The sequence below is a fragment of the Streptomyces hokutonensis genome, from assembly GCF_000376565.1.
GTDB classification, from domain to species: Bacteria; Actinomycetota; Actinomycetes; order Streptomycetales; family Streptomycetaceae; genus Streptomyces; species Streptomyces hokutonensis.
The window spans coordinates 112517-124077 of the sequence record NZ_BARG01000061.1 but is presented as its reverse complement, the minus strand read 5'-3'; the positions used below and the strand labels follow the sequence as shown (position 1 = coordinate 124077).

9 protein-coding genes are annotated in these 11561 nt (G+C 72.0%); 6 read left to right on the top strand and 3 right to left on the bottom strand.

The features are described from left to right. Positions 1 to 5: 5 nt before the first annotated feature. Positions 6 to 695 carry a hypothetical protein gene (locus tag SSP08S_RS36075; RefSeq protein ID WP_026179130.1) on the top strand — a complete coding sequence of 230 codons (690 nt, stop codon included), beginning with the start codon at positions 6 to 8 and terminating at the stop codon, positions 693 to 695. Positions 696 to 715: 20 nt separating this feature from the next. On the opposite strand, the gene SSP08S_RS36070 is transcribed toward SSP08S_RS36075, so the two are convergent. Continuing rightward, complete coding sequence (locus SSP08S_RS36070; RefSeq protein WP_019072507.1) at positions 716 to 1210, bottom strand: NUDIX hydrolase; 495 nt, start codon at positions 1208 to 1210, stop codon at positions 716 to 718. Positions 1211 to 1296: 86 nt separating this feature from the next. On the opposite strand from SSP08S_RS36070, the gene SSP08S_RS36065 reads away from it, so the two are divergent. Beyond that, positions 1297 to 2940, top strand: coding sequence for a DNA repair helicase XPB (locus tag SSP08S_RS36065; protein WP_026179129.1), 1644 nt, complete (start codon positions 1297 to 1299; stop codon positions 2938 to 2940). 34 nt (positions 2941 to 2974) lie between these two features. Here SSP08S_RS36065 and SSP08S_RS59855 read toward each other — a convergent pair whose 3' ends face one another. After that, positions 2975 to 3157 (bottom strand): hypothetical protein, encoded by a 183-nt coding sequence (locus tag SSP08S_RS59855; RefSeq protein ID WP_086022036.1) that lies wholly within the window; start codon positions 3155 to 3157, stop codon positions 2975 to 2977. 280 nt (positions 3158 to 3437) lie between these two features. Here SSP08S_RS59855 and SSP08S_RS36060 point away from each other — a divergent pair, with 280 nt between their 5' ends. Beyond that, positions 3438 to 5501 carry a HelD family protein gene (locus SSP08S_RS36060; protein WP_019072505.1) on the top strand — a complete coding sequence of 688 codons (2064 nt, stop codon included), beginning with the start codon at positions 3438 to 3440 and terminating at the stop codon, positions 5499 to 5501. Here the strand turns inward: SSP08S_RS36060 and SSP08S_RS36055 are convergent. Next, positions 5498 to 5827 carry an ArsR/SmtB family transcription factor gene (locus tag SSP08S_RS36055; protein WP_019072504.1) on the bottom strand — a complete coding sequence of 110 codons (330 nt, stop codon included), beginning with the start codon at positions 5825 to 5827 and terminating at the stop codon, positions 5498 to 5500. The two genes, SSP08S_RS36060 and SSP08S_RS36055, sit on opposite strands and share 4 nt — an antisense overlap. A 105-nt stretch (positions 5828 to 5932) precedes the next feature. On the opposite strand from SSP08S_RS36055, the gene SSP08S_RS36050 reads away from it, so the two are divergent. From SSP08S_RS36050 to SSP08S_RS56545, 3 genes are all read left to right on the top strand, one after another. Continuing rightward, positions 5933 to 7114, top strand: coding sequence for an MFS transporter (locus tag SSP08S_RS36050; RefSeq protein WP_019072503.1), 1182 nt, complete (start codon positions 5933 to 5935; stop codon positions 7112 to 7114). A gap of 149 nt (positions 7115 to 7263) precedes the next feature. Next, the gene (locus SSP08S_RS36045; protein ID WP_019072502.1) at positions 7264 to 7695 is read left to right on the top strand and encodes a hypothetical protein; all 432 of its coding nucleotides are present in this window, start codon (positions 7264 to 7266) and stop codon (positions 7693 to 7695) included. Next, on the top strand, positions 7692 to 11558 hold the full coding sequence (locus tag SSP08S_RS56545; protein WP_051106045.1) for an nSTAND1 domain-containing NTPase: 3867 nt from the start codon (positions 7692 to 7694) through the stop codon (positions 11556 to 11558). Before SSP08S_RS36045 ends, SSP08S_RS56545 begins: the two co-directional genes overlap by 4 nt. Positions 11559 to 11561: the final 3 nt, after the last annotated feature.

The following is an 11561-nucleotide window of genomic DNA, read 5'->3' as shown; positions in this document are numbered from 1 at the left end:
CCTCGATGAGTGATGACTCCGCGTCCGGACGGAACGCGACACCGAGCACGAACAGCCATGCCAGGACGGGGCTGTTGATCGCCGTGATCGGCCTGGTCGCGGCGGTTGCCGGGCCGCTGGTCCCGGTGTTGGTCGCCCGCTCCGACGATGCCTCTGGGCCCTCGTCGTCCGGAACCGTGGCCGTGTCCACAGCCACCACGGCCAAGCCGACGGACACGGGCACCTCCGACCCGTCGGACACGTCCGACAACGGCACGAAGACCACGGCTCCACCGTCGACCGTCGAGAAACTGACGTCCCTGATCGCCTCGGGCCAGGGTTCGCTGGCCAACTGCTCCAAGTACGACACCACGGAGCCGCAGCCCCTCGCCGCCGTCAAGTGCGACACCACGACGAGCGACTCCCTCGTGCCCTACGTGTATTCCTTCGAGTCGCAGTCCGACCTCGACGACTGGATGGCCGGTGAGGTCGACCTCTACGGGACACCGGACGGCAGCAGGTGCAAGGCGGCCGGGACCTGGACGGGTCCCTGGTCGTACCGCGGCGCGACGGTCGGAGAACTCACCTGCGGGTGGTTCGAGGACTCCTACAGCATGTCGTGGACCTACCCCGACCAGCTGCTCGCGGTATCGGTGATGGACACCGACGCCGCAGCCCTCTACGCGTGGTGGGACAGCGTGCCCTTGATCTTCTGAATCGGCCCGTCCGGCCTCGGCTACCGCATCGGCATGGCGAGGTAGCGGTCCAGCGCCCCGACGGAGTCCGCCACGAACGTCGGGCGCCCGGCCATCTCCCGCAGCTCGTCCTCCGTGACCCACGCGTGCCAGGAGATCTCGTCCGGGTCGGGGGTGATGTCCGTACGGACGACCGCTTCGTGGACGCCCATCCAGTACGGGCTGATCACGCCCCGGCACAGGTACTTGAAGGCGAACCGGACCGGTGCCACCACCCCGAGTTCCTCGGTGAGTTCACGGGCCGCAGCCTCCTCGTAGGACTCCCCGACCTCCGCGGCGCCGCCGACCAGGAAGTTGTACTGCCCCGGGAACCGGGACATGTCCGCCGCCCGCCGGTGCACCAGGACCCGGCCCTCCCCGTCCCGGCAGACGGTCGTCGCGACGCGGTGCAGCCAGTGCCGCGCGATGGCCTCGTCCCGGTCCACCGTCCCGAGTATCCGGTCCTGTTCGTCCACCCGGTCCACCAGTTCTCCCATGGCCTCCACCCTCGCAGGGCCGGCCGTGATCATCGGCCGGTAGTGCACACTGGACGTTTGGCCGTGCGGAAGGGATGTGTACGTACGTGAATGGCCCCCTCATCGTCCAGTCCGACAAGACCCTGCTCCTCGAGGTCGATCACGAGCGAGCCGACGACTGCCGGCGCGCCATCGCGCCGTTCGCCGAGCTGGAGCGGGCGCCCGAGCACATCCACACCTACCGGGTGACGCCGCTGGGGCTGTGGAACGCGCGGGCCGCCGGGCACGACGCCGAGCAGGTCGTGGACGCGCTGGTCGAGTACAGCCGGTATCCCGTGCCGCACGCGCTGCTGGTCGACATCGCCGAGACCATGGACCGCTACGGCCGGCTCACCCTCTCCAAGCACCCCGCGCACGGGCTCGTCCTCACCACCACCGACCGGCCGGTGCTGGAGGAGATCCTGCGCTCGAAGCGGATCGCCCCGCTGGTCGGCAACCGGCTCGACCCCGACACCGTCGCCGTGCACCCCTCCGAGCGCGGGCAGATCAAGCAGGTGCTGCTGAAGCTGGGCTGGCCGGCCGAGGACCTCGCCGGGTACGTCGACGGCGAGGCGCACCCGATCGAGCTGGACGAGAACGGCTGGGCGCTGCGGCCGTACCAGAAGCAGGCCGTGGAGAACTTCTGGCACGGCGGCAGTGGAGTCGTCGTGCTGCCGTGCGGGGCGGGGAAGACCCTCGTCGGCGCGGGGGCGATGGCGCAGGCCAAGTCGACGACGCTCATCCTCGTCACCAACACCGTCTCCGCGCGGCAGTGGAAGCACGAGCTGATCAAGCGGACCTCCCTGACCGAGGAGGAGATCGGCGAGTACAGCGGGACCCGGAAGGAGATCCGGCCCGTCACCATCGCCACCTACCAGGTGCTGACGACCAGGCGGAAGGGGATCTACCCCCACCTGGAACTCTTCGACTCCCGTGACTGGGGGCTGATCCTCTACGACGAGGTGCACCTGCTGCCCGCGCCCGTCTTCAAGTTCACCGCCGACCTCCAGGCCCGGCGCCGTCTCGGTCTGACCGCGACCCTCGTCCGCGAGGACGGCCGGGAGTCGGACGTGTTCTCCCTCATCGGGCCGAAGCGGTTCGACGCGCCCTGGAAGGAGATCGAGGCGCAGGGCTACATCGCGCCCGCCGACTGTGTGGAGGTGCGCGTCAACCTCACGGACTCCGAGCGGCTCGCGTACGCCACCGCCGAGGCCGAGGAGAAGTACCGCTTCTGTGCGACGACCGCGACGAAGCGGAAGGTCACCGAGGCGATCGTGCGGCGGTTCGCCGGTCAGCAGATTCTCGTCATCGGCCAGTACATCGACCAACTCGACGAGCTGGGCGAGCACTTGAACGCGCCGGTGATCAAGGGCGAGACGTCCAACGCCCAGCGGGAGAAGCTCTTCGGCGCCTTCCGCGAGGGCGAGATCAGCGTCCTGGTCGTGTCGAAGGTCGCGAACTTCTCCATCGACCTGCCGGAGGCGACCGTGGCCATCCAGGTCTCCGGCACCTTCGGCTCCCGCCAGGAGGAGGCCCAGCGCCTCGGCCGCGTCCTGCGCCCCAAGGCCGACGGCCACAAGGCCCACTTCTACTCGGTCGTCGCCCGCGACACGATCGACCAGGACTTCGCCGCCCACCGCCAACGCTTCCTGGCCGAACAGGGCTACGCGTACCGGATCATGGACGCGGACGAGATCCTGGCGGAGAGCTGAGCCCGGGGAACGCAGCCGTAAGTGACCCCTGCGGTCACTTACGGCGTATGCCCGCTTCCTCGCCGTACTCTCCGAGGACGACCACGCTGAACGCGGCGCCCGCGAACACTTTTATGGCGCGGAGGGCATTGCCGAGGCGATGGGGGTGGCTGCCGCCGGTGGCCGGGGTGGCGCCGGACGGGCGGACGGGGACCGGGTGGATGGTTGCTGCGCTCATGAATCCATGGTGCGTCTTGGGACATAAGGCCGGCATCGGTCCAGAGAGCCAACCTGCGAGCCGCCCGCGTACGACTCCGGGCTGACCCGTTCCCCCGTCGGGTGGAGGGGTCGTCCCCTTGGGGACGAAAAACGATTGGCCCTCGCCGGGCCCGCGTCACTAAACTCTCCGCTCTTGCCCGCCTCCCCGCAGGGAGTGCCGCCGCCCGGACGGAAACCGGCCGGCATCCACCCAGCACGCACCCAGCAGCCGCACCAGCAGGTCCTCCGGAGGCACCCCCTTGTCCACGCCCGCCGCCGACCCCCTCGGCGATCCCCTCGACGACCCCCTCGCCCGCGAACGCACCCACCTCTCCTCCTCCCGTTCCGCGCTGCGCGCCATGCGCGAGGACGTCGAGTCCCTCGACATCAAGGACGTCACGGCGAACTGGGTCAACGCCGAGGTCCTGGCCCGCCAGATCGACGAGCGCATCAAGGCGCTGGCCGACCTGAGCGACACCCCGCTGTTCTTCGGCCGCCTCAACTACCTGCACGCGCCCGGCGCCGAGCAGGCGGAGGGCGCGGAGGGCGAGCAGTTCTACATCGGGCGCCGGCATGTGCACGACGGCGACGGCGACCCGATGGTGATCGACTGGCGGGCGCCGGTCTCGCAGCCGTTCTACCGGGCGTCGAAGAAGGACCCGCAGGACATCTCGCTGCGCCGCCGCTTCGGCTACACGGGCGGCGAGCTCACGGCGTACGAGGACGAGCACCTCATGGACCCGGCCGAGGCCGCCGCCACCAGCAAGCTGCTCCAGCAGGAGATCGAACGGCCCCGCGTCGGCCCGATGCGCGACATCGTCGCCACCATCCAGCCCGAGCAGGACGAGATCGTACGCAGCGGGCTGGGCGGAACGGTGTGCGTGCAAGGAGGGCCGGGTACCGGGAAGACCGCCGTCGGCCTGCACCGGGTCGCCTATCTGCTCTACGCCCACCGCGAGCGGCTCGCCCGCACCGGCACCCTCGTCATCGGGCCGAACAAGTCCTTCCTCCACTACATCGAGCAAGTCCTGCCCGCGCTCGGCGAGTTGACGGTCCGCCAGGGCACGGTCGACGACCTGGTCGCCCATGTCGAGGTGCGCGGCACGGACGAGGCCCCGGCCGCCGTCATCAAGGGCGACGCGAGGATGGCGGAGGTGCTGCGCAGGGCCGTCTACTCGCATGTGAGCATCCCGACCGAGCCGGTGATGGTGGTGCGCGGCTCGCGCCGCTGGCGGGTCCCGGCGTACGAACTCGAAGCCATCGTGCGGGAGTTGCTCGACCGCGACATCCGCTACGGCGCCGCCCGCGAGGCCCTCCCCCAGCGCATCGCGCACGCCGTGCTGGTGCAGATGGAGCGGTCGGGGGAGGCGCCGGACGACCGGGTGCAGGACGCGGTCGCGCGCAACGCGGCGGTGAAGGCGACCGTGAAGGCGGTGTGGCCGCCGGTCGAGCCGGAGAAGCTGGTGCTGCGACTGCTCTCGGACGCGGAGTTCCTCGCCGTCCACGCGGACGGGATCCTCGACGAGGACGAGCAGAAGACGATCCTCTGGGCGAAGCCCGTACGAAGCGTGAAGGCCGCCAAGTGGGCCGCCGCGGACGCCGTGTTGATCGACGAGGCGACCGACATCGTCCAGCGGACGCACTCGCTCGGGCATGTGGTGCTCGACGAGGCGCAGGACCTCTCCCCCATGCAGTACCGCGCGGTGGGCCGCCGCTGCACCACCGGTTCCGCGACCGTCCTCGGCGACCTGGCGCAGGGCACCACGCCCTGGGCGACGCGGAGTTGGGACGAGGCGCTGGCCCATCTCGGCAAGTCGGACGGTGTGATCGAGGAGTTGACGGCCGGTTTCCGCGTACCGACGGACGTCATCACCTACGCCTCCCGCCTTCTCCCCCACATCGCGCCGGGCCTGACCCCGGTCGCCTCGGTCCGTGAGAACCCGGGCTTCTTCGACCTCCGGGAGACCGCAGGGACGGCCGAAGTGGTCGCCGCCTGCGAGGAGTTGCTGCGCAACGAGGGTTCGACAGGCCTGATCGCGGCGGACGCCCGTGTCCCCGAGTTGGCGGCGGCCCTGACGGCGGCGGGCATCGGCTACATCGACCCGGGTGAGGAGACGACCGTGGACACGCGTCTGACCCTGGTCCCGGCCTCGCTCGCGAAGGGTCTGGAGTACGACTACGTGGTCCTCGACGAGCCGCGGGCGGTGGTCGACGGCGAACCGGACGAACGCACCGGCCTGCGCCGCCTGTACGTAGCCCTGACCCGAGCGGTCTCGGGCCTGATCGTGACGCACACGGCACCACTACCTGCCCAACTCGCCTAGTCGGGCAAGGACTTCAGCAGGGAGTCCAGGAGGCCGGGGAACCTCGCGTCCAGGTCGTCCCGCCGCAGCTGCACATAGCGGTTGCGGCCGACGGCCCGGGTCGAGGTGAGCCCGGCCTCACGCATGATCTTCATGTGGTGCGAGACGGTCGACTTGTGCAGATGGGCGATGCCGAGCGCGTCGGGCGCGCAGCTGAACCGCTCCCCCGTCGCGTACACCTTCAGCAGCGACAGCCGCACCGGGTCGGCCAGCGCCTGCAACACCTTGACCAGCTCGATGTCCTCGACGTCCGGCTGCGGCAGCCACTCGTTCTCCGCCTCGCTCACGGGCGCACCCCTCTCCGTACCGTTTGACAATCATCCAACAGTCTCTATTGTTTGACCAACGTCAAACCGTTGCGCAGTCCTGCGCCGGACGCACCTGGGGGACCCGTGCGCCTACGCCTGCTCCTGCTCGCCCTCGGCACCTTCGCCGTGGGAACCGACGGCATGGTGACGGCCGGCATCCTGCCGCTCGTCGCCCGCGATATGGACGTCTCCATCTCGGTAGCCGGACAGATGGTCACCGTCTTCGCCCTCTCCTACGGCGTCCTCGCCCCGGTCCTGGCCACCGTCACCGCCCGCTGGCCCCGCCGCCGCGCCCTGCTCACGGCGCTCGCCGTCTTCAGCGCCGCCAACGCCCTCACGGCGCTGGCCCCTTCGTACGACGCCCTGCTCGCCACCCGCGTGCTGGCCGCCGCGGGAGCCGCGCTCTACACCCCCACCGCGAACGCCGCGGGGACGACCCTGGTGCCGGCCGAGCGGCGCGGGCGGGCGATCGCGGTGGTGATGGGCGGGCTGACCGTCGCGACCGCGCTCGGGGTGCCGCTGGGCACCTGGATCGGCCGTACGGACTGGCGGCTCACGATGTGGCTGGTGACCGGGCTCGGAGTGGCCGCGTTCGCCGGACTGGCCCTGCTCCTGCCCGAACTCCCGCAGCCGGCGGCCGCGTTGAGCCTGCGCGCGCGGTTCGCACCACTCGCCGACCGGCGGGTGCTGGGCGCGGCCGGCACCACCTTCCTGGTCTTCCTGTCCTTCCAGACGACGTTCATCTACTACACGGTGGCCACCCGGCACGCGACCCACGGCTCCCAGGACCGGCTGACCCTGCTGCTCCTGGTGTCCGGCTGCGCGGCGGTCGCGGGCTCGTCGCTGGGCGGGCGGCTGATCGACCGGTGGGGACCCCGGGTGGTGATCCTGTCCGCGAGCACGGCCTACGTGGCAGTGGCGGCCGCCGCTCCGTGGACGCTGCGCACCATGCCGACCGCGCTCGTCGCCGCCGCGCTCACCCCGGTGTTCGGCTGGGCCATCATGGTCGGCCAGATCACCCGCGTCACCTCGCTCGACCCCGCCAACGCACCCGTGCTGATCTCCCTCAACAGCAGCGCCCTCTACCTGGGCATGGCGGCGGCCGGCGGCACCGGCAGCCTGGCGCTGAGCCTGTTCGGCGACCGCTGGTTCCTGCTGGCGGGGGCGGGACTCGCCCTGTTGGCGACGGTGGTCGCGGCCCTGACGACACGGCCCGTACCGCAGCCGCGCGTGCCCGCCAACACCCCGGAACCAGCGCGCACTTGAGGGCGTGCGCGGCGCGCGGACGGCAACAGGATGCGCTGGTCCGCGCCGCTCTCACCCCGGTGCGCCCGCTCGAAATTGTTCGGTTCCTACGGGCGTGGTCCCGGTCGGCCCGACAGTAGGGGGTCCATCGCACGAAAAGTGGGGGAATCATGATGGATCCGATCACATCGACCACAGCCACGGCCCTGGTGGGGGCCATGGCCACGGATGCCTGGCAGCAGGTCCGGACGGCCGTGGTCGCCTGGTGCCGCCGGAGCAGGCCGGAAGCGGCGGAGCTGGTGGACACGGCGTTCACACAGTCGCGCGAGCGGGTGCTCACGGCGCGCGGGGCGCGGGACGAGCGCGGGGAGGCGCTCGTGGTCGCGGACTGGCAGCTCCGGCTGGCCGCGCTGCTGCGGGAGGACCGGGTCCTGGCGGAGGGGCTGCGCCGCCTGCTCGACGAGGAGATAGCCCCGCTGCTGGCCCTGACCCTGGCCGACCGGGCGAACACCCCTCCCGCGCCTCAGGAGTTGAGGGCCGAGGCCTCCGGGCACGGGCGGGTGTACCAGGCCGGCCGCGACCAGAAGATCGTCGAGTCGTGAGCACGCTCGACGGCCACCGCCCGGGCGGGTTCGACGGCCACCGCGCCGACGAGGAGGACGTCCGCCTGCGCGCCGACGCCTCCGACCCGAACGAGAAGGACGTCCCCCCGCGCGCCAACGCCTCCGACCCGGACGAGAAGGACGCCCCCCTGCGCGCCAACGCCTCCGGCCGGGCCCGGATCTACCAGGCGCGCCGGGACCTGTACGCCTCGGAGCGGGATCTCCATCTGCACTACGAGGACGGGGTGCGCACCGCCCGCCGGGTGCACACCTCCGACGAGTCGCAGGAGTGCCCGTATCCCGGGCTCGCCGCGTTCGGCGCCGAGCAGGCCCGGTGGTTCTTCGGGCGGGACGCGCTGGTCGCCAAACTCCTGGTACGGCTGGACAGTTGTCTCACGCAGGGCGGGGCGCTGGTCGTCGTCGCCCCGTCGGGGGCCGGGAAGTCCTCGCTGCTGCGGGCAGGGCTGCTGCCGGAGATCGCCCGGGGCGCGCTGCCGGGTTCGGCGCGGTGGGCCTGCCGGTGGCTGACCCCGACCGCCCACCCGATGGCGGCCCTGGCCGCGTGTCTGCCGGAGGCGGCCGACGGCACAACCGGCGGACGGCGCACGGTACTTGTCGTCGACCAGCTGGAGGAGCTGTTCACGCTCTGCGCCGACGAGCAGGAGCGCCGGGAGTTCCTGGACACCGTCCTGGACCTCGCCGAGCCGGGCCCGCACGGCGAACCGCCCGCAGGACTGGTGGTCTTCGGGCTGCGCTCGGACTTCTACACGCCCTGTGCCGCGTATCCCCGGCTGCTGGACGCCGTCGAGCGCAACCAGGTGCTCGTCGGACCGCTGTCCCCGGAAGGAGTCCGGGAGGCGATCCTGTTTCCGGCCCGCGCGGTCGGCCTCGACGTCGAACCGGGCCTGGTCGAGCTCCTGTTGAGCGATCTCGGCGCGTCCGCGCCCGGCGAGCGGGTGGCGGGCGAGGAGGCGGGCGCCTACGAGATCGGGCGGCTGCCGCTGCTGGCGCACGCCCTGCGGGCCACCTGGCTGCGGCGGGCCGGGCATGTCCTGACCGTGGACGGCTACCGGGCCACCGGCGGCATCGCGCACAGCGTGACCACCGCCGCCGACCGCCTCTTCGACGCGCTCGACCCTGCCGCCCAGCGCACGGCGCGGACGATGTTCCTGCGCCTGGTCAGGTTCGGCGACGACAGCGGCGACACCCGACGCCCGGCCGTCTACGCGGAGTTGCTCGGCGCCGACGCGGATACGGACGGCACCGCCGACGTGATCGAGGCGTTCACCCGGGGGCGCCTGCTGACCCGGGAGCAGGACCGGGTCGCCATCACCCACGAGGCCCTGCTGCGGGCGTGGCCCCGGCTGCGGCAGTGGATCGAGGCGCATCGCGCCGAGTACGTGGTCCGGCAGCAGTTCGAGGAGGCGGCCTCGGCCTGGCAACAGGCCGACCGGGACCCGGAGTTGCTCTACCGGGGCGGCCGGCTGGCGACGGCCCGTGCCTGGACCGAGCGGCACGGCACGGACCGACTCGACGCGACCACCGCCGCGTTCCTCGCCGCCTCCGCCCGACTGCGGCTGCGCGCCCGGCGGATCCGCCGCGGGGTCGTCGTCGTCCTGGCGGCGCTGGCGCTGCTCGCCTCGGCCTCCGCCGTCGTCGCGTTCCAGCAGCGCGGTACGGCACGGCACGAGCGGAACACGGCGATCCTCGGCGAGATCAGGGCCGAGGCGGACCAAGTCCGGCTCGGGGACCCGTCGTTGGCGGCGCAGCTGGATCTGGTGGCACAGCGGATGGCACCGGCGGCGGGGACGGCGACGCGGTTGATCAGCGCGCAGAACCTGGCGCTGTCCACGGTGTTACCGGGTCACACGGACCGGGTGGACACCGTGGCCTTCAGCCCCGACGGACGGGTGCTGGCGAGCGCCGGGGACGACCGCACGATCCGCCTGTGGAGTACGGCGCGCGCGGGTCAACCGGCTTCCCTGGGCGCCCCGTTGCGTGGTTCGGGCGGTCCGGTGCGGGTGCTGTCCTTCAGCCCGGACGGGCGGATTCTCGCGGCCACCGGCGACGACGGAAGAGTGCGCCTGTGGAACATGGCCGACCCTCGTCGTCCCGCCCGCCTCGGCGTTCCGTACGACGTCGGCGCGGGGGCGCTCGGGGCCCTCGCCTTCAGTCCGAAGGGACACACCCTGGCGGTCGCGGGGCAGGACCGCCGCATCCGGCTCCTCGATCTCACCGTCCCCGACCGTCCCGAATCCCTCGCCACCCCGTTCACCGCGGTCGGCATCGCGCGCCAGGTGAACGGGCTCGCCTTCAGTCCCGACGGCGCTCTGCTCGCCTCCGGCGGCACCGAGGCGACAGTACGGCTGTGGCGGGTCTCGGACCCCCGGCACCCGGTCCCGCTCGGCCCGCTGCCGGGCGGTATCTCCTTCCAGTCCGGGGTCCCCGGCATTGCCCTGGCGGTCGCCTTCAGCCCCGACGGCCGCACACTCGCCGTCGGCGGCAGCGACAACAAGGCCCACCTGTGGAACGTGTCCGACCCCGAACACCCCACTGTGCTCGAACAGTTGGAGAGCAACAACGCCGTCAACGCGGTGGCCTTCTCACCGGCCGGGAACCTGTTGGCGTACGGCGGCGACGAGAACAACATCAGGCTGCGCAACATGACACGGCCGGACGACGTCTGGCCCCTCACCGAGGCCCTGAAGGGGCACACCGGGCATGTGCTGGCGGTGGCCTTCGACCCGAGGGGCGGCGCGCTGGCCAGCGCGGGCAGCGACGGAACGGTCCGGCTGTGGACCCTGCCGCGCACCATCCTCACCGGGCACACCGGCTACGTCGACTCGCTCGCCGTGAGCCCCGACGGACGGCTGCTCGCCACGGGTTCCGAGGACAACACCGCCCGGCTGTGGGACATCCGCGACCCGTCCCACCCGCGCCCGCTCGGCGCGCCCGTCCGCGGCGGCACCGGGTACGTCAACGCCGTCGCGTTCAGCCCCTACGGACACGTCTTGGCCGTGGCCGGCGGACCCGACGTACGCCTGTGGGACGTCACCTCACCCACCCGGCCCAGGCCGCTGAGCGGACCGCTGCACAACCGGCACGACAACTTCCTGCACATGGCCTTCACTCCGGACGGACGGACCCTGGCCGGTGCCAACGCCGACAACACCGTCACGCTGTGGGACGTCACCGATCCGGCCCGGCCCCGCGCCCTCGGCCCGCCCCTGGACCTGGGCGGCGGGTGGGTGATGCGTGTCGCGGTGAGCCCCGACGGCCGTACGCTCGTCTGCGCGAACGGGAACGGCACGATGCGGCTGTGGGACATCACCCGGCCCGACCGTCCGACCGCACTGGGCGCGCCGCTGCGCGCGAGTGCCGAGCAGCTGGACTCGATCGTGTTCGGTCCCGACGGGCGGACCCTCGCGAGCACGGGCAGGGACGGCCGTATCCGGCTGTGGGATCTCACCCGCCGCACGCACCCCGTGCGGCTCGGGCCGCCCCTGGCCGGTCACACGGACGCCGTCTACAGCCTGGCCTTCAGCCCGGACGGACACACGCTGGCCAGCGCGAGCTTCGACAACACGGTCCGCCTGTGGGACCTGACCGACCCGCGCCGCGCCCGCCCGCACGGGGCACCCGTGACCGGCTTCCTCAGCTACGTCAACGCGGTCGCCTTCACCCCCGACGGCGCCACCCTCCTCCTGGGCGACGGCGAGCACACGGTCCGCACCCTGCCCCTGTCGGTGCGGACGGCCACGGCCTACGTCTGCGCCGCGACCGGCGACACCCTGACACCGGCGCTCTGGCACACGTACATCCCGCAACTGCCCTACGACCCTCCGTGCGCCCGGCACGGCTGACCG

Coding starts and splice junctions, on each gene's coding strand:
- SSP08S_RS59855 (WP_086022036.1), bottom strand. CDS start 3,157: ATGAGCGCAGCAACCATCCACCCGGTCCCCGTCCGCCCGTCCGGCGCC.
- SSP08S_RS36070 (WP_019072507.1), bottom strand. CDS start 1,210: ATGGGAGAACTGGTGGACCGGGTGGACGAACAGGACCGGATACTCGGG.
- SSP08S_RS36045 (WP_019072502.1), top strand. CDS start 7,264: ATGATGGATCCGATCACATCGACCACAGCCACGGCCCTGGTGGGGGCC.
- SSP08S_RS36075 (WP_026179130.1), top strand. CDS start 6: ATGAGTGATGACTCCGCGTCCGGACGGAACGCGACACCGAGCACGAAC.